General features: G+C 62.9%; 26 protein-coding genes. 13 read left to right on the top strand and 13 right to left on the bottom strand.

The features are described 5' to 3' along the window. Positions 1-182 precede the first annotated feature (182 nt). Together EB233_RS22945 and EB233_RS22940 are read left to right on the top strand one after the other, a co-directional pair. Positions 183-1,145, top strand: a complete 963-nt coding sequence (locus EB233_RS22945) for a glycosyltransferase family 4 protein (RefSeq protein WP_064992136.1) — start codon at positions 183-185, stop codon at positions 1,143-1,145. 130 nt (positions 1,146-1,275) lie between these two features. Further along, a complete protein-coding gene (locus EB233_RS22940; protein WP_064992137.1) occupies positions 1,276-2,502 on the top strand; it encodes an anion transporter in 1,227 nt (408 codons plus the stop codon). On the opposite strand, the gene EB233_RS22935 is transcribed toward EB233_RS22940, so the two are convergent. Continuing rightward, positions 2,459-3,085, bottom strand: coding sequence for a TetR/AcrR family transcriptional regulator (locus tag EB233_RS22935; RefSeq protein ID WP_064992138.1), 627 nt, complete (start codon positions 3,083-3,085; stop codon positions 2,459-2,461). The genes EB233_RS22940 and EB233_RS22935 overlap by 44 nt on opposite strands. Before the next feature lie 85 nt (positions 3,086-3,170). Here EB233_RS22935 and EB233_RS22930 point away from each other — a divergent pair, with 85 nt between their 5' ends. Continuing rightward, the gene (locus EB233_RS22930) at positions 3,171-4,046 is read left to right on the top strand and encodes a crotonase/enoyl-CoA hydratase family protein (protein ID WP_064992139.1); all 876 of its coding nucleotides are present in this window, start codon (positions 3,171-3,173) and stop codon (positions 4,044-4,046) included. Positions 4,047-4,079: 33 nt separating this feature from the next. On the opposite strand, the gene EB233_RS22925 is transcribed toward EB233_RS22930, so the two are convergent. After that, a complete protein-coding gene (locus EB233_RS22925; RefSeq protein WP_064992140.1) occupies positions 4,080-4,922 on the bottom strand; it encodes an alpha/beta fold hydrolase in 843 nt (280 codons plus the stop codon). 307 nt (positions 4,923-5,229) lie between these two features. Here EB233_RS22925 and EB233_RS22920 point away from each other — a divergent pair, with 307 nt between their 5' ends. Continuing rightward, positions 5,230-5,865, top strand: coding sequence for a CGNR zinc finger domain-containing protein (locus EB233_RS22920; protein WP_064992141.1), 636 nt, complete (start codon positions 5,230-5,232; stop codon positions 5,863-5,865). A 71-nt stretch (positions 5,866-5,936) separates the two neighbouring features. On the opposite strand, the gene EB233_RS22915 is transcribed toward EB233_RS22920, so the two are convergent. The 5 genes from EB233_RS22915 to EB233_RS22895 form a co-directional block, all read right to left on the bottom strand. Next, positions 5,937-6,254 carry a cupredoxin domain-containing protein gene (locus EB233_RS22915; RefSeq protein ID WP_064992142.1) on the bottom strand — a complete coding sequence of 106 codons (318 nt, stop codon included), beginning with the start codon at positions 6,252-6,254 and terminating at the stop codon, positions 5,937-5,939. Next, positions 6,251-6,775, bottom strand: a complete 525-nt coding sequence (locus EB233_RS22910) for a DUF4142 domain-containing protein (RefSeq protein WP_064992143.1) — start codon at positions 6,773-6,775, stop codon at positions 6,251-6,253. The genes EB233_RS22915 and EB233_RS22910 overlap by 4 nt, the downstream gene beginning before the upstream one ends. 104 nt (positions 6,776-6,879) lie before the next feature. Beyond that, positions 6,880-7,566 (bottom strand): RNA polymerase sigma factor, encoded by a 687-nt coding sequence (locus tag EB233_RS22905; RefSeq protein ID WP_171892254.1) that lies wholly within the window; start codon positions 7,564-7,566, stop codon positions 6,880-6,882. Positions 7,567-7,660: 94 nt separating this feature from the next. Beyond that, a complete protein-coding gene (locus EB233_RS22900; protein ID WP_064992144.1) occupies positions 7,661-8,740 on the bottom strand; it encodes an HPP family protein in 1,080 nt (359 codons plus the stop codon). Positions 8,741-8,965: 225 nt separating this feature from the next. Continuing rightward, complete coding sequence (locus EB233_RS22895) at positions 8,966-10,147, bottom strand: cystathionine beta-lyase (protein WP_064992145.1); 1,182 nt, start codon at positions 10,145-10,147, stop codon at positions 8,966-8,968. 339 nt (positions 10,148-10,486) lie between these two features. On the opposite strand from EB233_RS22895, the gene EB233_RS22890 reads away from it, so the two are divergent. The 7 genes from EB233_RS22890 (at position 10,487) to EB233_RS22860 (ending at position 17,399) form a co-directional block, all read left to right on the top strand. Further along, a complete protein-coding gene (locus EB233_RS22890; RefSeq protein ID WP_064992146.1) occupies positions 10,487-11,122 on the top strand; it encodes a DUF1326 domain-containing protein in 636 nt (211 codons plus the stop codon). Positions 11,123-11,131: 9 nt separating this feature from the next. Next, the gene (locus EB233_RS22885) at positions 11,132-11,992 is read left to right on the top strand and encodes a DUF2182 domain-containing protein (protein WP_064992147.1); all 861 of its coding nucleotides are present in this window, start codon (positions 11,132-11,134) and stop codon (positions 11,990-11,992) included. A 381-nt stretch (positions 11,993-12,373) separates the two neighbouring features. After that, on the top strand, positions 12,374-13,402 hold the full coding sequence (locus EB233_RS22880) for an amino acid ABC transporter substrate-binding protein (protein ID WP_064992317.1): 1,029 nt from the start codon (positions 12,374-12,376) through the stop codon (positions 13,400-13,402). A gap of 62 nt (positions 13,403-13,464) precedes the next feature. Beyond that, positions 13,465-14,652 (top strand): amino acid ABC transporter permease, encoded by a 1,188-nt coding sequence (locus EB233_RS22875; protein WP_064992148.1) that lies wholly within the window; start codon positions 13,465-13,467, stop codon positions 14,650-14,652. A 4-nt stretch (positions 14,653-14,656) separates the two neighbouring features. Continuing rightward, entirely contained in the window at positions 14,657-15,814 is a 1,158-nt protein-coding gene (locus EB233_RS22870) for an amino acid ABC transporter permease (protein WP_064992149.1), read from the top strand. Positions 15,815-15,892: 78 nt separating this feature from the next. Next, entirely contained in the window at positions 15,893-16,642 is a 750-nt protein-coding gene (locus EB233_RS22865; protein WP_031252160.1) for an amino acid ABC transporter ATP-binding protein, read from the top strand. Positions 16,643-16,733: 91 nt separating this feature from the next. Continuing rightward, entirely contained in the window at positions 16,734-17,399 is a 666-nt protein-coding gene (locus EB233_RS22860) for a TIGR02117 family protein (protein ID WP_064992150.1), read from the top strand. On the opposite strand, the gene EB233_RS22855 is transcribed toward EB233_RS22860, so the two are convergent. Further along, positions 17,396-18,622, bottom strand: coding sequence for an FAD-dependent monooxygenase (locus EB233_RS22855; protein ID WP_064992151.1), 1,227 nt, complete (start codon positions 18,620-18,622; stop codon positions 17,396-17,398). The genes EB233_RS22860 and EB233_RS22855 overlap by 4 nt on opposite strands. A gap of 20 nt (positions 18,623-18,642) precedes the next feature. Beyond that, positions 18,643-18,888: a zinc-finger domain-containing protein gene (locus tag EB233_RS22850; protein ID WP_064992152.1), complete on the bottom strand. Its 246-nt coding sequence runs from the start codon at positions 18,886-18,888 to the stop codon at positions 18,643-18,645. A gap of 167 nt (positions 18,889-19,055) precedes the next feature. On the opposite strand from EB233_RS22850, the gene EB233_RS22845 reads away from it, so the two are divergent. Beyond that, positions 19,056-21,257 (top strand): RNA degradosome polyphosphate kinase, encoded by a 2,202-nt coding sequence (locus EB233_RS22845; RefSeq protein WP_064992153.1) that lies wholly within the window; start codon positions 19,056-19,058, stop codon positions 21,255-21,257. After that, positions 21,257-22,792, top strand: a complete 1,536-nt coding sequence (gene ppx, locus EB233_RS22840) for an exopolyphosphatase (RefSeq protein ID WP_064992154.1) — start codon at positions 21,257-21,259, stop codon at positions 22,790-22,792. Before EB233_RS22845 ends, ppx begins: the two co-directional genes overlap by 1 nt. 8 nt (positions 22,793-22,800) lie before the next feature. Here the strand turns inward: ppx and EB233_RS22835 are convergent, their stop codons facing one another. The 4 genes from EB233_RS22835 to EB233_RS22820 form a co-directional block, all read right to left on the bottom strand. Then, positions 22,801-23,205, bottom strand: a complete 405-nt coding sequence (locus tag EB233_RS22835; RefSeq protein ID WP_064992155.1) for a DoxX family protein — start codon at positions 23,203-23,205, stop codon at positions 22,801-22,803. Between the two features lie 160 nt (positions 23,206-23,365). Further along, the gene (locus tag EB233_RS22830) at positions 23,366-23,788 is read right to left on the bottom strand and encodes a DoxX family protein (RefSeq protein WP_064992156.1); all 423 of its coding nucleotides are present in this window, start codon (positions 23,786-23,788) and stop codon (positions 23,366-23,368) included. Positions 23,789-23,965: 177 nt separating this feature from the next. Further along, complete coding sequence (fumC, locus tag EB233_RS22825) at positions 23,966-25,363, bottom strand: class II fumarate hydratase (RefSeq protein ID WP_064992157.1); 1,398 nt, start codon at positions 25,361-25,363, stop codon at positions 23,966-23,968. Between the two features lie 151 nt (positions 25,364-25,514). Then, complete coding sequence (locus tag EB233_RS22820; protein WP_155765455.1) at positions 25,515-26,120, bottom strand: DUF805 domain-containing protein; 606 nt, start codon at positions 26,118-26,120, stop codon at positions 25,515-25,517. Between the last annotated feature and the right edge of the window lie 28 nt (positions 26,121-26,148).

The following is a 26,148-nucleotide window of genomic DNA, read 5'->3' as shown; positions in this document are numbered from 1 at the left end:
CTCCTTGACGCTTCCTTGTCGGTGTGCTTCCTCCGGCTAGATGAAGTATGGGCCTTGGCAGGAACATTCCTGCTCCCTTGATCTATCGATCGTCCATGCCGCCTGTGTAGCCCATGGCACTTAGGCTGCCGGCGAAAGAGTGACGAGACGACCCGGGGCAAGGCCAGTTATGCGCGGCGATCATGATCCATCTGTTCAACGGCTTTCAGAATCCGTTTGGCGGCAGTGAGCGCGAAACCCTGGACCTGTACCGGCTGTTGGGCGGCGCGCAGCAGGTGCGTCTGTGGGCGACCTCATCGCGCGTGTCCGACGAACTGATGCGGCAGTTTCCGATTCACCGCGTTTCGCCGGCAACGCGCGATGTGCCGGACGGCGGCACTTATGTCTTCCTCGGTGCGCATTGGCGCAACAGGATGTGGCCTTACCTGATCCGACGCCCACGCCGGCTGATCTATGTCTTCAACACCTTTCACCCGAAGATCATCGCGCTAACGACCGGCATGCCGCGTCTGCTGGGCTGGCCCGATGCCGAACTGGTGCTGATCTCCGACTTTCAGAAGCGCTTGCTGCAGGTCGAAGGCGTCGTGCATCCGTCGCCGATCGATATCACCCGCTTCTCACCACGGCTGACAAGGCCCGATGGTCCGTTCACGGTTGGGCGGCTGAGTCGCGATACGGCGGACAAGCATAATGCCGACGATGCGACGCTCTATGAAGCCTTGCTGGCAGAAGGCATCGCGGTGCGGATCCAGGGCGGCATGCCACTCAAGGACAAGCTCGCGCCACATCCGCACCTCGAACTCCTGCCGCAGGGCGAGGTTGCCGCCGAGCGGTTTCTGCCGACGCTCGACGTGTTCTACTACCGCACCGGCTCACATGTGGAGACGTTCGGCCGCGTGGTGTTCGAGGCGATGGCCTGCGGTCTGCCGGTCGTGTGCCATTCGCATGGCGGCTACGCCGACCATATCAGGCATGGCGAAAACGGCTTCCTGTTCGAGACCGCGCAACAGGCATCGCAAATACTGTCCCAGCTCAAGGCCGATCCGGCGCTGCGGGCTGATGTGGGCCACAAGGCGCGGCAGACCGTCGAGCAGCTGTTTTCGCCACAGGCATTGGAACAACGGCTGGATTTCTATCGGCGTTAGCGAAAACGCCTGCGGAGCCGCGGTTTACTCGCCCCGTTTGTCATCAGTCTCGACATCGCCAGAGCGGACAGGCAAAAGAACCACCGGCAGACTGCATCGGCGTCGCCAGATCGAGCGAGACTTGCTACCGATGACATTGATGGGCGCTGCGGCACTGCTGATCCTGGTCCTGACCTATGCCGGCGTCGCCATCGGCCGCATCCCTGGCCTGCGTCTTGATCGGGCAGGCATTGCGTTGCTTGGCGGTGCCGCGATGATCGCCATTGGCGCGATCAGCATGGAGGATGCCTACCGCGCGATCAATTTCGACACCATCACGCTTCTGCTCGGCATGATGATCGTGGTCGCGCATCTGAAGGTCTCCGGCGCCTTTCGCGGCCTCGGCGCCATAGCCATAGAGCATGCGCATGCGCCGTTCATGCTCTTGGTGATGGTGACGCTTTTGACCGGCGTGCTGTCGGCCTTCCTGGTCAACGATGCCATCTGCCTGGTCATGGCGCCGATCGTCGTCCATGTCACCCGTGTCATCAACCGCAACCCGATCCCCTACCTGATCGCCACCGCCACCGCGTCGAACTGCGGCAGTGTCGCCACCATCACCGGCAATCCGCAGAACATGGTCATCGGCGCGCTGTCGGGCATTTCCTACCCCGCCTTTTCGGCGGCGCTGGCGCCGGTCGCGCTGTTCGGCCTCGTCGCGGTCATCGTCATCGTGCGCATCGTCTATCGGGCCGAGTTCACCCGCACCATCCAGTTGACGCCGCATGTCTCGCGCGGCCGCATGCATCGCGGACAGGTGCTGAAGGCGGTGGTCGTCTGCATCGGCCTGGCCATCGCCTTCTTCGCCGGGGTTCCGGTTGCCAAGGCGGCATTGATCGGCGGCGCCATCCTCCTGCTCACCCGCGCCATCAAGCCGGAACGCATCTATCGCGAGGTCGACGGACCGCTGCTGTTCATGTTCGCCGGTTTGTTCGTGGTCGTTGCCGGCGCCGAACGGATGCTGCTGACGCCTGATCTCATCGCCTCGGCCAAGAATCTCGGCCTCGACGACGTCTGGCGTTTGTCGGGATTCACCGCGGTGCTCTCCAACATCATGAGCAATGTGCCGGCCGTGCTGGCGCTGCGGCCCTTCATACCCGGACTGGAAAATCCCGAACGCGCCTGGCTTGTGGTGGCGATGAGTTCGACGCTTGCCGGCAATTTCACGCTGCTCGGCTCGGTCGCCAACCTGATCGTCGCCGAGCAGTCGAAGGCGGCCGGCACGCCGTTGTCTTTCGGCGCCTTCTTCAAGGTCGGCTTGCCACTGACGCTGATCACGCTCGTGGTCGGGACGGCATGGCTAGCTCTGGGTTTCTAGACGTCGCGGTTTGATACCGCGCCCGAACAAGCGTCGCCGCCGCTTGTCCTGCCGCCTCGACATAGTCGGGATTGCGGTGGATCAGCATGATCGAAAACGAGCCGTCGATCAAAAGCACGATCTCGCGCGCCACCGTCCGTGGTTCCTCGACGCCTTGGCCGGACAAGGCGCCGGCCAGCCAAGTTTCAAAATTCGACTTGTGGCGCGACCCGACCTTGACCGCCGGATGACCGGGCATCGAGGCCAGTTCCGCGGCGGTGCGCAGAAACCCGCATCCCTTCCATTTCGGATGGCGCGCAACCCGCGCCAGATTGCTGAAGATCGCCTCGACCTTGCGGTCTGCGCCACCTTGCGCCGCGTCGAACCAGCCGGCCATCTGCTGCAGGTTGGGCTGGTCGCGGCCATCGAGATAGGCGGCGATCAGATCGTCCTTGCTCTTGAAGTGGTAATAGAGCGTGCGTTTGGTGAGCCCCGCCTTTTCGGCGATGGCATCGACGCTGACACGGCCGATTCCCTCCGCGTAGAACAGTCTGGTCGCGGCATCGATGATGCGCTTGCGGGTCGGACTTTGCGTGTCAGGCATTCGCCTATGTATACCGACTAGTGAATATACACAAGCAAGGAAAGGCGTACCCTTCCGGCCATCGACATGCTGGAAGGAAGCCCAAATGACCGACCTTGTCCTGAACCAGACCCGGGAAGGGATTGCCCTCCTTTCCCTCAACCGCCCGGAGAAACTCAACGCGTTGAACTGCGCCATGATCGATCGCCTGCTCGCGATCCTCGACACGATCGAGACCGACAAGGCGGTTCGCGCCATCATCCTGACCGGGGCGGGGGACCGTGCCTTTTCCGCCGGTGGCGACATCCACGAATTCTCATCGAGTGTCGCCGCGGGCACGGATGTGGCGCTGCGCGACTTCGTCATGCGCGGCCAGAGGCTGACGGCGCGGCTGGAGGCCTTCCGCAAGCCCATCATCGCCGCCGTCAACGGGATCGCTTTCGGTGGCGGCTGCGAGATCACCGAGGCCGTGGCGCTGGCAATCGCCAGCGACCGAGCGATGTTCGCCAAGCCGGAGATCAACCTCGCCATGCCGCCGACATTCGGCGGCACGCAAAGGCTGCCGCGTCTGGCCGGACGCAAGCGCGCGCTCGAATTGCTGCTGACCGGCGACTGGTTCCCGCCACCGCGGGCTCTCGAACTTGGCCTCGTCAACGAGGTCGTCCCGCATCAGGACCTGATGCCGGCGGCTTTTGATCTGGCCCGGCGTGTCCTGCGGCATTCCGGGCCGGCCATAGCAAGCATCCTCAACGCGGTGGCGCGCGGCATCAACCTCAGCATCGCCGAAGGCCTGCTGGTCGAGGCCGAGCAGTTCGCCCGCATGGCTCCCACCGCCGATCTCAGGGAAGGGCTGGACGCATGGATCGAGCGGCGCAAACCCGGTTACGATGGCTCGTGGACGCATATCTCGCGGCCGGACGAGGCAAGGCGCGCCTCGCTGCGGCTCGACCAGGCGGCGGGGCAGGGCAAAGCAGCGAGGTGACGGAGTTCGACACGGCTAGTCCCATCTTTCCGTTCAGCACAGGAAATCGAGTATCGCCTTGGCGATCTCGTCGGCATGCGTTTCCAGCGCGAAATGGCCGGTGTCTATAAACCGCACTACCGCGTCCGGCATGTCGCGCTTGAACGCCTCGGCGCCCGGTGGCAGGAAGAACGGATCGTTCTTGCCCCATACCGCCAGGAACGGTGGCTTGTGGGTGCGGAAATAGGCCTGGAATGCTGGGTAGAGCGCGACATTGCTCTTGTAGTCGCCGAACAGGTCGAGCTGTACTTCCTCGGCATCCGGCCGGCCGAAATAGAAGCTGTCCAGCGAATGGCCGTCGGGCGAGACCAGATCCGCCGGTGCGCCATGCGTGTACTGCCAGGCGATCGCGTCGGGCTTGAAAGTGGGGCGCAGTGCTTCGCGGTTGGCCGGCGACGGGTCGTGCCAATAGGCGCGGATCGGGCTCCAGCCGTCGCTCAGGCCTTCCTCGTAGGCGTTGCCGTTCTGCGAGATGATCGCGCTGATACGCTCGGGGTGCTTCACCGCCAGCCGAAAACCGGTCGGCGCGCCATAGTCGAATACGTAGAGCGCGTAGCGGTCGAAGCCGACCACTTCAGTGAAGCGGTCGATGATTTGCGCAATATGGTCGAACGTATAGGAAAATTTTTCACGCGACGGCATATCGGAGCGGCCGAATCCCGGCAGGTCGGGCGCGACGATATGGAAGCGGCCGGCAAGCCGCGGAATGAGGTCGCGGAACATGTGGCTAGAACTTGGGAAGCCATGCAACAGCAGCAGCTTCGGCGCGCCTGGTGTACCGGCCTCGCGATAGAAAATGTTGAAGCCGTCGACATCGGCGTTGCGATAGGTGGTCATAGTTCTCTCCATTGCTGTAACCGAAAAATTGGCATTAAGAAGGTTATTGACGTCAAGGCAGAAAGCCCGATGCCTGGGACGCAGGTCCACCCTTCACGGGCACGCATCGCTTCGACGCGATATCGAGTTGACGTCGGGCGCGGCGACCATTCGCATCTCCTTCTAGGTCGGATTGATGTGTGTAACCTGTTAAAGTAACTCAGAGTGGTTATTCGGCGCGAGGGTAACTTGTCAATCAGCCTCGAAGGGGTTATCACTGATTTGTGTTCAGAGCACTCGGCGGGGCCGAAGCGCAAATGGAGTGGCGATGACCTCTGCGATCTTTGTCGGTGATGCGCTCGGCCTGGATTTCCTCAATTCGATCGCGACGCCCCTCGATACCCCCGTCGACTGGATCAAGGACGGTGAGGGATTGCTGGACTGGGTCGGACAGGCGCGGCTGGCGCCTCCCGAAGCGCTCGAGACCATGCGCGAGCAAGCCCTGCCGGGCGAGCTCGACAGGGTCGCCGATCAGGCGCGGCGCCTCAGGGAATGGTTCCGAGGGTTCGTGCGCGAACACAAGGGGCGTCCACTGGCCGCTCAGGATCTTGCGCAATTGGAGCCGCTCAACCGCCTGCTCGAACGTGACGAGATCTTTGCCCGGATCGCCCCCATCCTGGCCGACAAAGACCTGCCTGGGCGTAATGAAATCCCTTTTCAGCTCCAGACGACCCGTAAGTGGCGCACGCCGGAGGCGCTTCTGCTGCCGATCGGAGAAGCTCTGGCGCGGTTCGTCTGTACCGAGGATTTCTCAGTGGTGAAGGCCTGCGAGGGGCCGGCCTGCACGCTGCTGTTCGTCGACCACACACGCGGCCATCGGCGCCGCTGGTGCAGCATGGCGCAGTGCGGCAACCGGGCAAAGCAAGCCGCGCACCGGCACCGCGTCAAGGCGCATCACGATTAGACGCGACGGCTCCTGCAAGGTTGGATCGCGCTGTGAGGGCTGGCGGCTCTGCGCCGCCAGCCGCGAATGCATCACGGCGTCACGTTCACATGACCCCTCATGTTGGGATGGAAGCGGCAGAAATAGTCGACCGCTCCCGGCGCCTTCAACGTCAGACTCGCCGATTTTTTCGGTGCGATCGTCACCTCCCAGCCGCCCTTCACGGTGGCAGTGTGGGCAACCACGTCCTTGTTCACCCACTCGATCGTGTCGCCGACCTTCGCCTCGATGGTCGCCGGCGAGAAGACAAGCCTGTCGATGGTGACCTCGATGGTCGCGGCCGCCGCCGGCACCGCCGTAAGCACCAGCACGGCCAGCCACCAAGGACGGATCAAGGCACCCGCTTTCATTTCAGCATGCCGGCGACATGTTCGGCATGCTGCTCATGCCCCTGGAAGATTTTCAAGCCGGTCTCGAGCAGACTCTTCAACTCGGCATTGCTGGCCGAGGGGATGAGCAGCGTTTCGAGCGCGCCGTTGACCTGCTTGTGGTAAGCCACTTCATTCTCGATATAGGCCTTGTCGAAGGCCGCGCCTTTCAGCTCGGCGAGCTTGGCACGTTCCTCTTTCGCCGCTTTCGTCAGCGCCTGGCTGGTGGCATTGTCCTCGGGCTTGACCTTGAGCTTCTTGACCAGGTCGAGGGCCTGCTTGTTCACCGCCGAATGGTCGCGCTCCATGTCCTTGGCGAAGGCAATGACCTCCTTGTTCTTCGATGTCTTGACCGCCAGTTTCGCCGCCTCGATGTCGAGGACTCCCGCTGTGTAGGCGATATGGGCGATCTGCGGGTCGGTCGGCTTGTCGGCGGCCTGCGCGAACGGGGCAGCGCTGGCGAGAAGCAAGGCGGCGAGGGCGGTGGTATATCGGGTGAACATGGCATCCTCCTTGGCCGGCCGCGAAGACGCGCCGGGCTCACATTTCCATTGACGCTGATTGGATGCTGGACGGACGCAAACGTTCCCGGAAAATCGGTAAAGGATCAGTCGAAGCCCAGCCGGTTCATCACGGCCAGGGTCAGCCGGTCGCAGCGGCGGCCGGCGAAGGGAAAGGCGTCGAGCAGCACCGGGCCGATCTCATCGTCCAGCGCCTTGCGCAGCAGGGTACGCGCCCGGTGCAGCCTTGTCTTGACTGTCTCCGGCCGCACCCCGAGCAAATGGGCGGTCTCTTCAATGCTCAAGCCCTCGATGACGCGAGCCACGAAAACCATGCGGTAGATGTCGGGCAGGCTGTCGGTCGCCCGCTCGACAAGTGCAAGAATCTGCCGTTGCGCCATCGTCCGCTCCGGGTCGTCGCTGGGATTGAGGGGAAAGCGGATGATCTGCGCTTCCGGGTTTTCAGGCATCGCGACGGTGTGGCGCTGCTTGCGCAGCCTTCCGAGCGCCTCGTTGATGACGATGCGCGACAGCCAGGTGGCGAGCGAGGATTCACCGCGAAATGCCGGCAGATTGGCGAAGGCGCGGACATAGGCCTCCTGGACGACGTCCTCGGCTTCGGCGTCGTTGCGCAGGATGCCGCGCGCCATACGGTAAAGCCGCTGGTTGTTCGCCTTGATGATGACGCGGAAGGCGTCGGCGTCGCGCGCCAGCGCCCGCTGCACGAGCAGCACGTCGCCGGAAGGGCATTCGGCCATCTCGGGCGTCGTTGCGGGCATTGCGAGCTTGCTCATCGCGGCCGGATCTCCCCGAACAGGCGCTTCACTGCAGTTTGGATGCGCTCGCCGGAAAAAGGTTCCCGGATTTCAGCAATCCGGCTTCACTATTTTAAGCCGCGGCCAATCCGTTGTCTGCGGCCTGCACGCGTGCGGTCGCCGCAAGAAGATCGGTCTGGGTAATCAGGCCGAGAATGCGCCGTTCGCCGTCGACGATGACCACGGCATGGCTGCGGCCGTCGGTCAGCACGGGAAGCAGGCTCATTGCCGGTGTGTCGGGCGAGGCGGTGCCGGCCTTCGACATCACGCCTTTCACCGTGTCGGTTGCCTTCGTCAGTTCACGCAGGCCGACCGCGCCGACCAGCCTTGCACCGGCGTCGACCACCGGCAAGGTGCGGATATTGTGATCGAGCAGTTGCTGGCGCGCCTCGTCGGCGGTGGCCTGCTCGGGCACCGAAACCACATCACGGGACATGATATCCTCGCATAACAACGTCCGCTGCGCGCGCACCATGGCCTGCAGCTCGACCTGCCTCAGCAGCCGTTCGAGGTCGTTGCGGTCGATGTCGAAAGTCTCGTCGAGCGTGGTCAGTGCCGCGTCGATATCCTCGGGCCGGAAGCCGACGCGCTGCTGCGCCGGCGGATCGGCGGTGCCGTGGCTGTTGGTGGCGGGCGCGGCCACATGCGGGTAGTTGCGCCGCGCCAGTCTGTGGAAAAGGAATCCCAGCGCGACCAGGATGATCGAATTCAGGGCCACCGGCACGAAGGGGAACAGGAAGCCCGCACTGACAACGGCAGGTCCGCCGAGCACCCCCGTCAGCGCCGCCGCGCCCCCTGGCGGATGCAGGCAGCGCGTGAACGACATCGCCGCGATGGCGAGCGCCACGGCGAGGCCCGAGGCAAATACCGGATCATGGACGAAATGCGCTACCGTCACGCCGACCAGCGCCGATATGGAATTGCCGCCGATGATCGACCAGGGCTGCGCCAGCGGGCTCGCGGGCACGGCGAAAAGAAGCACGGCCGAGGCGCCCATCGGCGCCACAAGCAGGGCCACATGCGGACCGCCGCCCATCGCCAGCCCGCTGATCACACCTGTCAGCGCGATGCCGATGGTGGCTCCGATGCAGGCGAGCAGCCGCTCTCGTAATGTCGCGCCGGCAAGGATGGGGACAAAAAGACGAAAGGCCATGACGAGCTTTGTTGGAAATGGATTGATCGGAAATACCGTACAGAGGCAATGCAGCCGAACTCACGATTTTGAAAGTCAAACAAATCCGCAAAGTCGCGGCAAGGCAGAATAATATTGCGCGACGCGCTGCAACGGGATGCCGCGAGCGGCTCGCGCTTTGTCATCAGCGCCAAGGCTTTGCGGCCGGTTCCTGATTCTGCCCGGCAGCCTGCCCGTACGGGTCGGTTAGGCTGTCACCGCGGCAAGACCGCGCAAAATGTCGGCTTTCAGGTCGTCGACATCCTCGAGGCCGATCTGCAGGCGGATCAGCGGACCTTCATAAGGGGCTTTTGCAACGACGCGGTCGCCAAGCCAGACCGGCACCGCAAGGCTCTCATAGCCACCCCAGGAATAGCCGAGCCCAAAGATCCGCAGCGCGTCAAGGAAGGCGTGCTGCTCCTTCTGGCCGCCGCCGGCAAGCACGATCGAAAAGATGCCGCTCGAGCCGCAAAAGTCGCGCTTCCAAAGGCCATGGTCCGGGTGGCTGGGAAGGGCAGGGTGAAGCACGCGCGCCACGCCCTTCTGGCCTTCCAGCCACGACGCGATGGCGAGCGCGCTGCGCTGGTGATGTTCCAGACGCACGCCCATGGTGCGCAGACCGCGCAGGACCTGGTAGACATCGTCGGGTCCGGCACAGCAGCCGAGCGTGCAGAAGCTCTCATAGAGCTGCTTCCAGTGACTCTCATTGGCCGAAACCGTGCCAAGCAGCACGTCCGAATGGCCGGCCGGATACTTCGTTGCCGCGTGGATGGAGATGTCGACACCGTGGTCGAGCGGTCGGAAGTAGAGCGGCGTCGCCCATGTGTTGTCCATCATAACGATGGCGCCGGCCGCATGCGCCGCCTTGGCGATCGCAGGGATATCCTGCACCTCGAACGTGTTGGAGGCCGGCGACTCCGTGAACACCACCTTGGTGTTGGGCCTGATCAGCGCCGCCATGCCGGCGCCGACGCCGGGAGCGTAGTATTCGACCTCGACGCCCAGCCGCTTCAGCATCGTGTCGGCGAAGTTGCGCGTCGGGTGATAGACGGTATCGACGATCAGCAGGTGATCGCCGGCCGACACGAAGGCGAGCAGCGGAATGGTCACCGCCGCGAGGCCCGACGGCACCACGATCGTGCCGGCCGAGCCTTCCAGTGCGTCAATGGCGTGGGCAAGGGCGTCCGTCGTTGGCGTGCCGCGGGTGCCGTAAGTGTATTTCTGGTTGCGATCTGCCATGGCGGCGGCATTGCGAAACAGCACCGTCGAGGCGTGCACGACAGGCGGATTGACGAAGCCGAAATAGTCGTGCGGGTTGTTGCCCGAATGGGCAAGCCGCGTGTTGATGCCGATTTTGCCGGAACCCTGCTCGTTGCCGTCCTTAGCCATTCTTCATCTTCGCCTTGTTTGACAAGGCGCTAGCCATAGTGCGGCACCATGGACCGTGCAACAGCCCACCGTCCGCCAGGGATGGACTTCGAATATGCCAATTCTGGTCCAAAGGACCTCGCCTGGGCCGATCTCGCGTCCGGCTGGGCACAGGCGGCAGTGCCTGCCGGCGGCGTCGCCGTCGACCTATTGTGGGCAGCTGTGAAAGATATATAATTAACTTCTAATATTAATCGCCGGATTGCCTCGATCAGATGCGGCCGGATGGTTTTGCCGGTTACCTCCTGATCCCGCGGTCCGGGTATCGCGCTCACCAAGCGCGGCAAGGGGAGGAATACCATGGCCGACGTCAAATGGACGATGAAGGCGCGCGAATTCGTCAACTGCAATTGCGCCTATGGCTGCCCATGCCAGTTCAACGCTTTGCCCACATACGGGTTCTGTCAAGCGGTTGCCGGCATGGAAATCGAAAGCGGCCATCACGGGAGCACGAAACTCGATGGATTGCGGTTCGTCGGGATTTTCCGCTGGCCTGGCGCCATACATCACGGCAAGGGCGAAGCAGCGGTGGTTATCGACGAGAGGGCAAGCGAGGCCCAGCGTGAAGCACTGCTTCGCATCCTGGGCGGTCAGGATACCGAACCGGGCGCGACGATATTCCAGGTCTTTTCGACCACGCTCGAGAAATTCCATGACCCGATCTTTGCCCCGATCGACTTCGAGGTCGACGTCGGTGCGCGAACCGGGCGGCTGCACGTCGAGGGCGTGACTGAAGGACATGGCGAGCCGATCAAGAATCCGGTCACCGGCGGCGAGCACAGGGCACGCATCGACCTGCCGCATGGCTTCGAATACGCGATGGCCGAGATCGGCCGTGGCTGGACCAAGACGACTGGCCCGATCAAGTTCGAAGTAGCGGACACGCACAGCCATTTCGCCAATCTGCACCTTACGCAGAGCGGCATCGTGCATTGACCTGATGCAATGAGCGACACGGCCCTCGAGGCGGTGCTGCGGCGCGACCGCGTGGTCGTGATGGCTGCGCTCGTGGGGATTGCCGTGCTCGCCTGGGCCTATGTCTTGTGGCTTGCCACCGACATGGCCATGCCCGCTTCTCCGATGGCGGCCGAGGCGAGTGGCGGCATGGCCGGAATGGACATGTCGAACACGGACACGGGCGGCATGGATATCGGCGCCGCCGTTGCGCCCGGCTTCCGGGCCTGGGCACCCGCCGATTTTGCCTTCATATTCACGATGTGGGCGGTGATGATGGTCGGCATGATGACGCCTTCGGTGGCGCCGATGCTGCTGCTCTATGCCGGCGTCGGCCGCAAGGCGCAAGCGGATGGGCGGCCCATCGCTTCGACCGGATGGTTCTTTACCGGCTATCTCACCGTCTGGATTGCCTTCAGCGTCGCGGCAACCAGCGCGCAATGGCTGCTCGGCCGCTTTGCCTTGCTCGACCCCTCGATGGCGACAGACAGCAAGATACTCGGCGGCATCGTGCTGATCGGTGCCGGCCTCTATCAATGGACACCGATCAAGGCCGCCTGCTTGCGCCAATGTCAGGGGCCGATCTCGTTCCTGGCGAGCCGTGGCGGTTTTCGCTCCGCCCCGCTCGGCGCGCTTCGGCTGGGGATCGACCACGGCCTTTATTGCCTGGGCTGTTGCTGGGTGCTGATGGCCCTGCTGTTTGTCGGCGGCGTCATGAACATCTTGTGGATCGCCGGAATCTCCCTCCTCGTTCTCCTGGAAAAGACGGTCACGAGCGGGCAGTTGATCCCGCGCATTTCCGGCGTGTTGATGGTGGCCGCCGGGGCTTGGCTCGTCTTTCGCGCGCTTTGACAAAGCAGGTTCCGATGACAGTCTTCGGACGTGCAATTCATCCCGGATTGAGTTCAGTGGCGCCAAGCCGCCGCCAGGGATGGATTTCGCCGCTGGCCCGCATCTGCGTTGAATGAGCTTTGCCGAATTTATCTGCGTCGTGACTAAATCGCGGGCGCGTTTGTCTGCAATTCGGGCATTTCAGGCAATCGATTTTCAAACACGTTCGGATTCGGTCATTTCCCTTGACCTCACAAGAATTATCGCCTTCGATGCCATTCGTGAATGGGAGGCGGCGCGTCGGTTACGATGCGGGATTCCGGGAATGGGCCGGGATGGGAGCTGCGTTCACGCGGGAAAAAGATCAGGGTTTGCCTGAAAACAGAAAAGGGTATGTGGGTCATGAAACATATTGCTATCGGCATTCTTGGCGCCGCCGCGCTTGGATTGATGGCGTCAGCCGCGTCGGCTGGCACGCTCGATACCGTCAAGGCGAAAGGCTTCATCCAGTGCGGTGTCTCGACCGGTCTGGCCGGCTTCTCCGCGCCGGACGACAAGGGCGACTGGAAGGGCCTCGATGCCGACTTCTGCCGCGCCGTGGCGGCCGCGGTCTTCGGCGATGGCTCCAAGGTCAAGTTCACGCCGCTCAGCGCCAAGGAGCGTTTCACAGCGCTGCAGTCGGGCGAGGTCGATCTCCTGTCGCGCAACACGACTTGGACGAGCAATCGTGATAGCGCGCTCGGCCTGGATTTCGTCGGCGTCACCTACTACGACGGCCAGGGCTTCATGATCAACGCCAAGAAGCTGCCAGGCGTGAACTCCGCGCTGCAGCTTTCGGGCGCTGCCGTCTGCGTGCAGAGCGGTACCACCACGGAGCTCAACCTGGCCGACTACTTCAAGAAGAACAAGATGGAGTACAATCCCGTCGTCTTCGAGAAGCTGGAAGAGGTCAACGCCGCTTACGACTCCGGCCGCTGCGACGTCTACACCACCGACCAATCTGGCCTCTACGGCATCCGCCTGACGCTGGCGTCGCCGGCCGACCATGTCGTGCTGCCAGAGATCATCTCCAAGGAGCCGCTCGGCCCGGCCGTGCGCCAGGGCGATGACCAGTGGGCCCATATCGTGAGATGGACGTATTTCGCGATGCTCAACGCCGAGGAAGCCGGAGTGACGCAGGCGAATGTCGACGAGATGAAGACTTCGAACGATCCCAACATCCAGCGTATGCTCGGCACGGAACCCGACGGCAAGTACGGGTCTGATCTTGGCCTCTCCAACGACTGGGTCGTCAATATCATCAAGGCCGTCGGCAACTACGGCGAAATGTTCGAGCGCAATGTCGGCTCCGGCAGCCCGCTCAAGATCGCGCGAGGCATCAACGCGCTGTGGACCAAGGGCGGCCTGCAATATGGTCCGCCGATCCGCTGATCGAAACGTGATCCGGGAGGCAGATCGTTTGCCTCCCGGTTTCTCTTTCCAGGGGATGGTCCATGGCTTCGCAGGAAATTCTTAGCGAAGAGCCGAATCGCGGCTCCTTCATTAATGACCCGAAAATACGCAGCCTCGTGTTTCAGACGCTTGTGGTCATCCTACTGTTCGGCTCCGTCTGGTGGGTCGTAAACAACGTTATCGACAATCTGCAGCGCCTGCACATTGCGTCCGGCTTCGCCTTCCTGAAGGGCCGCGCGGGCTTTGATATCAGCCAGACGCCCATTGCCTACACGTCGGACTCGACATACGGCCGCGCGATCATCGTCGGCCTAATCAACACGATCATCGTCGCGGTTGCGGGGATAATCACCGCCACCATCATCGGCTTTGTCGTCGGGATCGGGCGGCTGTCGCAGAACTGGCTGATCCAGAAGATCTGCACGGTTTATGTCGAGGTCTTCCGCAACATCCCGCCGCTGCTGGTCATTTTCTTCTGGTATTCGGGCGTGCTCGCCGTGCTGCCGGCGCCGCGCGACAGCATCCACCTGCCGTTCGGTTCCTATCTCAACCAGCGCGGCTTCTATTTTCCGAGCGCCATCTGGGGCGACGGCTCGTGGCTGATCCTGGTTGCGCTCGTCGTCGCGCTCGCCATGGCGTGGTTCGTTGCCCACAGGGCACGTCAACGGCAGTTGACGACCGGCCAGCAATTTCCGGTGTTCTGGACCTCCGTGGGATTGATCGTCGGCCTGCCGCTGCTGGCTTATGCGCTCAGCGGCTTTCCGGTGACCTTCGATTTTCCGAAGCAATCGACGTTCAACCTGACCGGCGGTTTTCAGGTTAAACCGGAATTCCTTTCACTCTATTTGGCTCTGTCCTGTTATACGGCGGCCTTTATCGCCGAGATCGTACGCGCCGGCATCAGGGGTGTCAGCAAAGGCCAGACAGAGGCGGCCGCCGCTCTTGGCTTGAGGTCCGGGTCAATCCTGCGGCTGGTCGTGGTGCCGCAGGCCATGCGCATCGTCATCCCGCCGCTGACCAGCCAGTATCTGAACCTGACCAAGAACTCGTCGCTGGCGATCGCAATCGGCTATCCGGACCTGACAGCGACCGCCGGCACGGTCCTGAACCAGACCGGACAGGCGGTCGAGGGCGTGCTGATCATGATGGTCGCCTACCTCATACTCAGCCTGGTGACCTCGGCGGTCATGAACGTGGTCAACGCCAGAATGGCGCTGGTGGAAAGGTAAGGCCATGCAGGAACACGATCTGTCCTGGGTGCGCACCGAGATGGCGTTGGCCGAGCGGGCGCCGACGAGCGAACGCGGGCCGGTTGCCTGGGTGCGCAAGAATCTGATCGCGACCACCGGGGACACCATCCTGACGATCCTCGGCATTGTCATCGTGGCAATGATTCTGCCGCAGGTCATCAACTGGGCCTTTCTTTCCGCCCAATGGACCGGACCCGATCGTACCGTTTGCACCACCGTGGCTCAGGGCGGCATTCAGCAGGACGGCTGGAGTGGTGCCTGCTGGGCCTTCGTCAATGCCAAGTTCGGCCAGTTCATGTTCGGCACCTATCCGATCGAGGAGCGCTGGCGCCCGATTCTGGTCGCCATCCTGTTCGTGGCGTTGCTGGCGCCGATGCTGATTCCGCGCGTGCCGCGCAAGGGCCTCAACGCCCTCCTGCTGTTTGTGGCACTGCCGATCGTTGCCTTCATTCTGCTGGTTGGCGACATGTTCGGCTTGCCGCATGTCGAGACCGCGCGATGGGGCGGCCTGCTGGTGACGCTCAGCCTCTCTTTCGTCGGCATCGCCGTGTCGTTGCCGCTCGGCACGATGCTGGCGCTTGGCCGGCGCTCCAAGATGCCGATCGTCAAGATGCTGTGCATCATCTTCATCGAGACGGTGCGCGGCATCCCGCTGATCACTGTTCTGTTCTTCGTCAGCGTCATGCTGCCGCTATTCCTGCCGGCTGGGGTCACCTTCGACAAGTTCCTCAGGGCGCTCATCGGCGTGTCGCTTTTCGCGGCCGCCTACATGGCAGAAGTCGTGCGCGGCGGTCTTCAGGCGATCCCGAAGGGCCAGTATGAAGGCGCCGATTCGCTCGGCCTCGGCTACTGGCAGAAGATGGGGCTGATCGTGCTGCCGCAGGCGTTGAAGCTGGTCATCCCCGGTATCGTCAACACCTTCATCGGCATGTTCAAGGACACCAGCCTGGTTCTCATCATCTCGATGTTCGACCTGCTCGGCGTCGTCAAACAGAACTTCTCCGACGCCAATTGGGCGACGCCACAGACCGCTAGGTCCGGTCTCGTGTTCGCCGCCTTCGTGTTCTGGCTGTTCTGCTTCGGCATGTCGCGCTATTCAATGTACACTGAACGCCGGCTCGATACCGGCCACAAACGCTAAACAAAAGAACAAGGGGATTCTGTCATGGCCACCGAAAATGCCGTCAGCGCGGAAGAGATCAAGGTCAACGCCGCAAAGATGCACATCTCCGACACCGATGTCGCCATTGACATCATCGCCATGCACAAATGGTACGGCGAATTCCACGTGCTGAAGGACATCAATTTGAAGGTGATGCGCGGTGAGCGCATCGTCATCTGCGGCCCGTCGGGCTCGGGCAAGTCGACCATGATCCGCTGCATCAACCGGCTGGAAGAGCACCAGAAGGGCAAGATCATCGTCGACGGCAAGGAACTGACCAACGATCTGAAGAAGATCGATGAGGTGCGCCGCGAGGTCGGCATGGTGTTCCAGCACTTCAACCTGTTCCCGCACCTGACCATCCTGGAGAATTGCACGCTGGCGCCGATCTGGGTGCGCAAGACGCCGAAGAAGCAGGCCGAGGAAATCGCCATGCACTTCCTCAAGCGCGTGAAGATCCCGGAACAGGCCAACAAATATCCCGGCCAGTTGTCCGGCGGCCAGCAGCAGCGCGTGGCGATTGCGCGCTCGCTGTGCATGAACCCGCGCATCATGCTGTTCGATGAGCCGACCTCGGCGCTCGACCCGGAGATGATCAAGGAAGTGCTGGAGACGATGGTGGGGCTGGCGGAGGAAGGCATGACCATGCTGTGCGTCACCCACGAAATGGGTTTTGCCCGCAAGGTTGCCAACCGCGTCATCTTCATGGATCAGGGCCAGATCGTCGAGCAGAACACGCCGGCCGAGTTCTTCGACCATCCACGCCACGAGCGCACCAAACTGTTCCTGTCACAGATCCTGCACTGAGCGGCTCACACCGAGGAGAAGCCCGGCCGCAATGCGGCCGGGCTTTTTTCTTATCGATCGGCTTGTCGGCGGAGCGGTGGGGGCGTCATCGATGAGAAAGGTCTTCCGGTTCCTTTCCATGTTGCTGGCGGCGATCGTGCTTGCAGCGGCCCTCGGCACGCTGGTGCCGCGCCCGCTCTGGCCGGCGGCGTCCGCGGGCGAGGGCACGCGCCACATATTGGTGCTGAAGAACCCCATCCATACCGACATCGCCATTCCGGTGAACGACACCGTGCGCCAGCGCTTCCACTTCCTGGCTGACGCTGGCCTTCCGGCCGACGCGCCCGAGGTTCGCTATCTGGTCTTTGGCTGGGGCGGCCGCGCCTTCTATCTGGAAACACCGACCTGGTCGCAGCTGAAAGCCGTACCGGTGATGAAGGCGCTGACGCTTGACACGTCGGTCATGCATGTCGATGTCGCCGGCGATATCGTCGAACCGCATCCCGATGTCGCCGGCTTCGACATTGGTGAGCACCGGTTCGCGGCATTGCTCGATTTCATCGCGGCGAGCTTCCAGCAGGGGCCGAACGGTCCGGTCGTGATCGAGAATGCGCACTATTCCAGCTTCGACCGCTTCTACGAAGCGAAAGGCCATTTCAACGCGCTGGTCGGCTGCAATACCTGGACCGCCGCTGCGCTGCGCACCGCCGGCTTGCGGACCGGCTGGTGGAACCCGCTGCCGGTGTCGCTCGGGCTGTCGATGCGACTGTATAACTAGTTTGCTTGCCAGCCATAAAGCCAATCGAGATCCGTCGCGAGCTTTTCCGGCGAGCGCATCTTCAGGAACAGGTTGCGGGCGATTGCCACCGGTCCCGCGGCATGCCAGGCGAGGTGGTTGAGGGCGCCGCGCCGGGCGACTTTGGCGACGCGCTGCCGCCGCAGATTTTCCCAGACGAGGAGGCCTCGCGCTGGATCGGCGGGAAAGGCGGCAAAGGAGCCGGCAAGCGTCGCCGCATCCTCGATCGCCATGGCCGCGCCTTGTGCCGCGAAGGGCGTCATCGCATGCGCCGCGTCGCCGATCAGCGCGATGCCTTCCGGCATTGTCCAGGGCTGCTTCTGCTCGACCGTGTGGAGTGGCCAGGTCAGCCACGAGCCTGCCATCTCCAGCAGTCGTGCAAGGTCCGGCGCGGTGTCGCGCGTTGCGGCGGCGAGGATGCCGGGATCGGCATGGCCGGACCAGCCCTCGGCGATACGCTCGCCCCTGGTGAAGGCGACGAGGTTGAAGGCGTCGCCCTTGCTGACGGGATAGGCGACCATATGGAAGCCAGCATGCAGAAAGGTCGTCACACAGTCGGCCGCGCCGATCGCGGCAAAGGCTTGCCCGGCGGCGCTGTCAACCGCGACAGTGGTACGCCAGGCCAGCTCACCGGAAAAACGGCTTCTTGGCGACACCGTCCCCCTGGTCGAATCGACAAGTGCGCGCACCGACGACCAGACGCCATCGGCGCCGACCAGCAGGGCTCCATCAACCTCGAGTGTCTTACCGTCGATCTCGACACTTGCCGTGATGCCATGGGTGCCGATGGCAATGCCGCCGACGCGCGCCCCGGTGGTGAGCTGAATGTCCGGCAGCTCAGCAACGCGCGCCATCAGCACCGCCTGCAGGTCGGCGCGGTGAGCCACGAGGTAGGGCGCCCGCCAGCGCGCTTCAGCGGACTGTCCAAGTGGCACGCGCGCCAGTTCCCGCAACGTGGCTGCATCCTTCAGCACCACCGCTTCGGGCCGCACCGCTGTTGGCAGCAACCGGTCGAGCACGCCGAACTGGCGAAGGATGCGCGTTGCATTGGGAGAAAGCTGGAGGCCGGCGCCTACCGCGTCCATGCGCTGCGCCTGTTCGAACACTTGCACGGGATAGCCGTGTGCGGAGAAGGCCAGCGCCGCGGTCAACCCGGCGATGCCCGCCCCGGCGATGATGACTTGCCGGGAGCGTATGTCGTCCATTTGCTGCCGGTCGCTGGAGATCAGGCGGCCTGGTCGATGTAGAGGCAGCCGGACGGCAGCGTTTCCGTCGCCTTCAGCTTTGGCGAATAACGGTAGAGCGTCGAGCAGTAGGGACAGACTTTCTCATTATCGTCACCCATGTCGAGAAACACATGCGGGTGGTCGAAAGGCGGGTTTGCGCCCGTGCACATGAATTCCTTGACCCCGATGTCGATCGCCGGATGGCCGGCATCGTTCTGGAAATGGGGAATGGAACCGCCTGCCATCGTCGTCTCCTTAGCGCAGCCTCGTCTGCATCTGGATCATATCAGGCCTCTTTGCAAGTTCGATGAAATCAAACTGTCGCAAAAGCCTGTCAGAGAACTGTCGCAAAAGCCTGCCACAGGGTAAGTTAAGCCGGTTAACCGGCTGAGGCGGGGCAAGAGCAGGGACCATGAACGAACTGAAGCCGGTGCAGAGCGAATTCATCAACATCGAGGCGGCAAGTCCGGAGGGCGGCAATCCGGACCGTTTCGTCAATCGCGAGTTTTCCTGGCTGCAATTCAACCGCCGCGTGCTCGAAGAATCGCTGAACACCCATCATCCGCTGCTGGAGCGTGTCCGCTTCCTGTCGATCTCGGCCGCCAATCTCGACGAATTCTTCATGGTGCGCGTTGCCGGCCTCGCCGGCCAGGTGCGCGAGGGCATCGTGCTGAAGAGCCCCGATGGCCGCACCCCCGAACAGCAGCTCGAACAATTGCTGCGTGAGGTCGAGCGGCTTCAGGAAGATCAGCAAAAGAGCCTTTCGGCGCTCACCGTGCTGCTCAACAAGGAGGGCATCGAGAGCATCACGCGAGATGCGTTGACCAAGGACGAGAAGGTCTGGCTGGAAGAGCATTTCCAGGACCAGGTGTTCCCGGTGCTCACCCCGCTGTCGATCGACCCGGCGCATCCGTTTCCGTTCATTCCCAATCTCGGCTTCTCGATGGCGCTGCAGCTTCGCCACCGCAAGAACGGCGAGGAGATGAGCGCGCTTCTGCGCCTGCCAGTGGCGCTGAAGCGCTTCATCCGTCTGCCGGACCGCAAGCGCCATGTCCGCTTCATCCCGCTTGAGGAGGCGGTCGGCCTCTATATCGGCAAGCTGTTCCCCGGCTATGAGGTCAAGGGCTCAGGCACGTTCCGTATCATTCGCGACAGCGATATCGAGGTCGAGGAAGAGTCGGAAGATCTCGTGCGCCTGTTCGAGACGGCGCTGAAGCGTCGACGCCGCGGTTCGGTCATCCGCATCGAGTTCGACAAGCTGATGCCAAGCGAATTGCGGGACTTCGTCGCCGGCGAGCTTGGCGTTTCGTCCAGCCGCATCAGCGTGCTGACCGGTCCGCTGGCGCTCAGCCAGATCTCCGAGATCGTCTCCGTTCCTCGCGACGACCTGAAGTTCACGCCCTACAATCCGCGCTTTCCCGAACGCATCCGCGAACATGGCGGCGACTGCTTTGCCGCCATCCGCGAGAAGGACATCATCGTCCATCACCCCTACGAATCCTTCGACGTGGTGGTGCAGTTCCTGCGCCAGGCGATGGCCGATCCCGAAGTGGTGGCGATCAAGCAGACGCTTTACCGCACCTCCAACGACAGCCCGATCGTGCGCGCGCTGGTCGACGCGGCCGAGGCCGGCAAGTCGGTGACCGCGCTTGTCGAGCTCAAGGCGCGCTTCGACGAGGAAGCCAACATTCGCTGGGCCCGTGACCTCGAGCGCGCCGGCGTCCAGGTCGTGTTCGGCTTCCTCGAGTTGAAGACCCACGCGAAAATGTCGCTGGTGGTGCGGCGCGAGGACGGCAAGCTGCGCAATTACGTGCATCTAGGCACCGGCAATTACCATCCGGTCACCGCGCGCATCTACACCGACCTGTCCTTCTTCACCACCGACCCGACGATCGCCCGCGACGTCGCCCAGTTGTTCAATTTCATCACCGGCTATGCCGAGCCGACCGCCGAAATGCGGCTGGCGATCTCGCCGTTCACGCTGCGCAACCGCATCCTCCAGCACATTTCCGACGAAGTCGCTCATGCACTCGAAGGAAAGCCGGCGCGCATTTGGATGAAGATGAACGCGCTTGTCGATCCGATCATCATCGATGCGCTCTATGATGCCAGCCGCGCCGGTGTCGAGATCGATCTCGTGGTGCGCGGCATATGCTGCCTCAGGCCACAGGTGCCGGGCCTGTCGGAAAACATCAGGGTCAAGTCGATTGTCGGCCGGTTCCTCGAGCACAGTCGCATCTATTGCTTCGGCAATGGCCACGGCCTGCCATCGGACGAAGCGATCGTCTATATCTCCTCGGCTGATCTCATGCCGCGCAATCTCGACCGCCGCGTCGAGACCATGGTGCCGATCACCAATCCAACTGTGCATGAACAGGTGCTCGGCCAGATCATGCTGGGCAACATCATGGACAATCAGCAAAGTTTCGACGTATTGGCTGATGGAACCTCCCGGCGCGTCGTGCTGGAGGAGGGCGAGGAACCGTTCAACGCGCAGGAATATTTCATGACCAATCCGAGCCTGTCCGGACGGGGTGACGCGCTGAAGTCGCATGCGCCCAAGCGCATCGCGCAGTTCAAGCGCCGCAAGAAGAACGCAGCAGCGTCCACCTGATGCTGTCTGATTCCCAGGGCCGGCTGCACGACCGCCGACCGCTGTCCATCATCGACATCGGGTCGAATTCGATCCGCCTCGTTGTCTATGAAGGGCTGGCGCGCTCGCCGACCATGCTGTTCAACGAAAAGATGCTGGCTGGTCTCGGCCGGGGCATCGTTTCCACAGGCAAACTCGACCCCGAGGCGGTGACGCGCTCGATGGAGGAGTTCCGCCGCTTTCGCGCGCTGTCCGACCAGGCCGGCGCCGAGCACATGTATGTGTTGGCCACCGCCGCCGCCCGCGAGGCGATCAACGGTCCCGACTTCATCCACCGCGCCGAGGAGGTGCTGAAAACCGAAATCCGCGTGATCAGCGGGCGCCAGGAAGCCCATTATTCGGCGCTCGGCGTCATTTCGGGTTTCCACCCGGCCAATGGCATCGCCGGCGATCTGGGCGGCGGCAGTCTCGAACTGGTCGACGTGGCCGGCGAAGTGATCGGCGACGGCATAACGCTGCCGCTGGGCGGCCTGCGCCTGCAGGACATGGCAAAGAACTCGCTCACCCAGGCACAGAAGATCGCGCGTGACGAGCTGGCGCGGGCCAAGCTGTTGAAAGGCGGGCAGGGCCGGCCTTTCTACGCCGTCGGCGGCACCTGGCGAAACCTCGCCCGGCTGCACATGGAGATGACCAACTACCCGCTTGGCGTCATGCACCACTACGAAATGTCCGCCGACAGCGCGACGAACTTTCTCAAGCAGGTAGCCAAGGCCGAGATCGAGAAGGTCAAGGGGATCGAAGGCGTCTCGAAGAACCGGCGCTCGCTGCTGCCCTACGGCGCTGTCGTGCTGCAGGAGATCATGGCGGCGATGCAGCCGTCGAAGATCATTGTTTCGGCACTCGGCGTGCGCGAAGGCTTCCTCTATTCGCTGCTCGACGAAGCCGAGCAGAAGGCCGATCCTTTGATTTCGGCATCCGAGGAACTCGCCCGGCTACGCTCTCGCTCGGTCACCCACGCGCACGAGCTGGTCGATTGGACAGCCAAGTCCTTTGCCGCCTTCGGCATCGATGAGACCGAGGACGAGGCGCGCTACCGCCACGCCGCCGCATTGCTGGCCGACATCGGCTGGCGCGCGCACCCGGAATACCGGGGGAGGCAATCGCTCAACATCATCGCCCACGCCTCCTTCTTCGGCGTCGACCATCCCGGCCGAGCCTTCCTGGCTTTGGCCAGCGCCTATCGTCACGACGGCATCTTCAACGAATCGATCGCCCCGGAAATCAAGGCGCTGGCGACGCCGCGCTACCTCGAGCGCGCTCGCGTGCTGGCGGCGATGATGCGCGTGGTCTATCTGCTCACGGCCTCTATGCCCGGCATCATGCCCAGGCTGAAATGGGAGCAGCGCGGCAATGGCGTGCTGGCGCTGGTGTTGCCGGCGTCGTTGGCCGATCTCTACGGCGAGCGGCCTGCCGGCCGGCTGGCGCAACTTGCGCGGATCACCAACCGCAGGCTCGTGCTGGCGGTAGAGGGTGGGCCGAGCATGACTGTGAAGTAGGCTGGGCCTTAGACGGGATCACGTCCGTCGGCCGACCAGGCTCCGGCGCCGGCCATCGCCAGCGCCAGGAAGCCGCCTGATATCGCAATGTCCTTCATCAGCATCTGCTGGTGCAGAAAAGCGAGCGTCGCATCGTCGGCACCCTGGCCGTAATGGCCGATGAAGCCGGCAACGACGCAGAAGGCCGCCAAGAGCAGCGCCACGATCCGGGTCTGGAAACCGATGAGGATCAGCAGTCCGGCGATCAGCTCGAACAGGCCCGTGCCCCAGGCGGCAAGCGCGGGCAGCGGCAGGCCGAGGCCGGCAAAATAGCCCGTCGTGCCGGCGATATTGGCGAGCGCCTGGAAGCCGGACGGTACGAACAGCACGGCAAACAGCAGCCGCGAAATCAGAAGCAATGCGTTGCGGGCCATGGCCACCTCCCTTGCCGGCGCCCGATCGGGCCTAGCCGGCCGCCATGCAGTCTACGCCTGCGCGGCGGCGGCCGAAACCGGCGCGCCTTCTATTTCCAGACAACGAAAAAGCGGCGCGAAAAATTCCGCGCCGCTTCTGTCAAGGCTTTGGAGGAAAAGCTCAGCCGCGCTTGGCGTCGATCGAATAGGCGCCGGCGCCAGACGAAGCCAGCAGCAGGAAGCCGCCGGTGATGGCGAGGTTCTTGAGGAACTGGATCATCTGCATCTGGTCGGCCCAGCCGGTGTGGGCGACCAGCCCGGTGGCGACCGTGAATATGGCGAGCACCCAGGCGGCGATCCTGGTCTGGAAGCCGACGAGAATGGCAAGGCCGCCGAGGAGTTCGATCAGGCCTACGACGACGGCCGTTACCGTCGGCAGGGGCAGGCCGATGCCACCGAAATAGGCGGCGGTGCCGGAAATGGCGGTCAGCTTGCCGAAGCCGGAAAGCAGGAAAATGACCGCGAGCAGGATGCGGCCGAGCAGGATGGTGACAGAGCTGTTCGACGCGGTGCCGGCGCCGGCGGTGGAAGTGTTGATGGACATGGTGGCTCTCCGAATGGGTTGAATGACCCACAGATAGACAATGCCGACTGTTCACCAAAGCCGTCTATCCGGCGACACATCGTTCACAGGCCGTATGTTCCCATGATCGGCCAAGAAGCGCGAAATTCGTGTCGGATGATGCGGTGACGGGAGTAAATTCTCCCGCCGCAAAACACCTTACCCCGGATGCGTCATATCCTCCGGCCGCACCAGTCGGTCATAGTCGGCCTCGCTGACCAGTCCGGTGGCCAGCGCCTCCTCGCGCAGCGTCGTACCGTTCTTGTGCGCCGTCTTGGCGATCTTGGCGGCGTTGTCGTAGCCGATGGTTGGCGCGAGCGCCGTCACCAGCATCAGCGAGCGGTCGAGCGCCGCCTTGATGTTGTCTTCCCGCGCCTCGATGCCGACCACGCAATTGTCGGTGAAGGATACCGACGCGTCGGCGAGCAATTGCACCGACTGCAGGAAATTGTAGGCCATCAGCGGATTGTAGACGTTGAGCTCGAAATGCCCCTGGCTGCCGGCGAAGGTCAGCGCGGCATTGTTGCCGAACACCTGCACGCAGACCTGGGTCATCGCCTCGCACTGCGTCGGGTTGACCTTGCCCGGCATGATCGACGAGCCGGGTTCGTTTTCCGGGAGCGACAATTCACCGAGGCCCGAGCGGGGCCCCGAACCGAGGAATCGGATGTCGTTGGCGACCTTGAAGAGTGCGGCGGCCGCGGCGTTGATGGCGCCGTGCGAGAACACCATGGAATCGTGCGCCGCCAGCGCCTCGAACTTGTTCGGCGCGGTGACGAAGGCGATGCCGGTGATGGCGGCGATGCGATCGGCCACCCGCTCGGCGAAGCCGACCGGCGCATTGAGGCCGGTGCCGACGGCGGTGCCGCCCTGCGCCAATTCCTGCAGGCCGGGCAGCGTCATTTCGATGCGCCTCATCGAGGAGGCGACCTGCGCCGCATAGCCGGAAAATTCCTGGCCGAGGGTGAGGGGAGTGGCATCCTGCGTATGCGTGCGGCCGATCTTGATTATGTGGTTGAACGCCCTGGCCTTGGCGTCCAGCGCCTTGTGCAGGTGCTTCAGCGCCGGCAACAGATCGTGCACGATGCGCTCGGCGCAGGCGATGTGCATGGCCGTCGGATAGGTGTCGTTCGACGACTGGCTCATATTGACGTGGTCGTTGGGATGCACCGGCTTCTTCGACCCCATCACGCCGCCAAGCATCTCGATTGCCCGGTTGGAGATCACCTCATTGGCGTTCATGTTGGACTGGGTACCGGAGCCGGTCTGCCACACCACCAGCGGGAAATGGTCATTGAGCTTGCCGTCGATGACCTCTTGCGCCGCCTCGACAATCGTCTTGCCGATCGCCGGATCGAGCCGCTTCAGCTCCATGTTGGCTTCCGCCGCCGCCCGTTTGACAATGCCGAGCGCGCGCACGATCGAAGCCGGCTGCTTTTCCCAACCGATCTTGAAATTGCCCAGCGAGCGCTGCGCCTGCGCGCCCCAATAGCGGTCGGCGGCGACCTCGATGGGGCCGAACGTATCGGTTTCGGTTCTGGTCTTTGGCGTGCTCACAGGGTCTCTCCTTGTCGAAGTCGGCAACGGCGTATCGCGTTGCACAAATGGCTTCAAGCAGAGATTGCGGACGGCGAGGATGCAAATCGGTTGAAGAATACGCTTCCTATGAAGGGTCCCGCGGCATGTTCGCGGAGCTTTCTTCCTTGACCTAAAGGCCGCGGCGGCCAAATCCGGTTGGACCTGTGGGGCGCCTCGCCTGTGGCGCTGGATTTGCGGGATCCATCGCCCTGGCTCGCTGTTCCGGCCTGGCGGATAGCGATTGCTGCCGCACAGAGCGTTCGGCCGCCATACGGGAGATGTGGGCGCCGAGGTCGCTCCTCGATTCCTCCGCACCGGGTGGGGGACCATAGTCGTTGTTGCCGTCTGAGCCGGAGAAGAAGCCGCATTCGACGAGCACCCATAGTCCGCCGATATAGGGGAGGAACAACAGCAAGGACCATCGGCCGGATTTGTCGAGATCATGGTACCGCTTGATCGTCGCGGCGAAATTTACCCAGAGTGAAAGTGCAGCGCCGATGAGCAGCACCAGATTGGCACTTGGATTGTCTGAGGGAAACGCTCTTAGCCTGTGTCCGGTCGATGCACCTTTGACATGGACCAGGGCGGCAACGGTCACAACCAACAGGATCAGCACCGCAAACTGAGCCAGCCACCACCGCCCACGTCCGATGCGCCCGGAAAATCCAAACAAAAGATTCATTTGCAACCCCAACCGGTAATAAGGGAAATATTTATCGTCTATGTAAAAGGTCACTAAATGTACTCTGATTCAACAAGGGGCG

It is taken from the genome of Mesorhizobium erdmanii (assembly GCF_013170725.1).
In the GTDB taxonomy this organism is placed as follows: domain Bacteria; phylum Pseudomonadota; class Alphaproteobacteria; order Rhizobiales; family Rhizobiaceae; genus Mesorhizobium; species Mesorhizobium erdmanii.
This window is presented reverse-complemented; position numbering and strand designations above follow the sequence as displayed.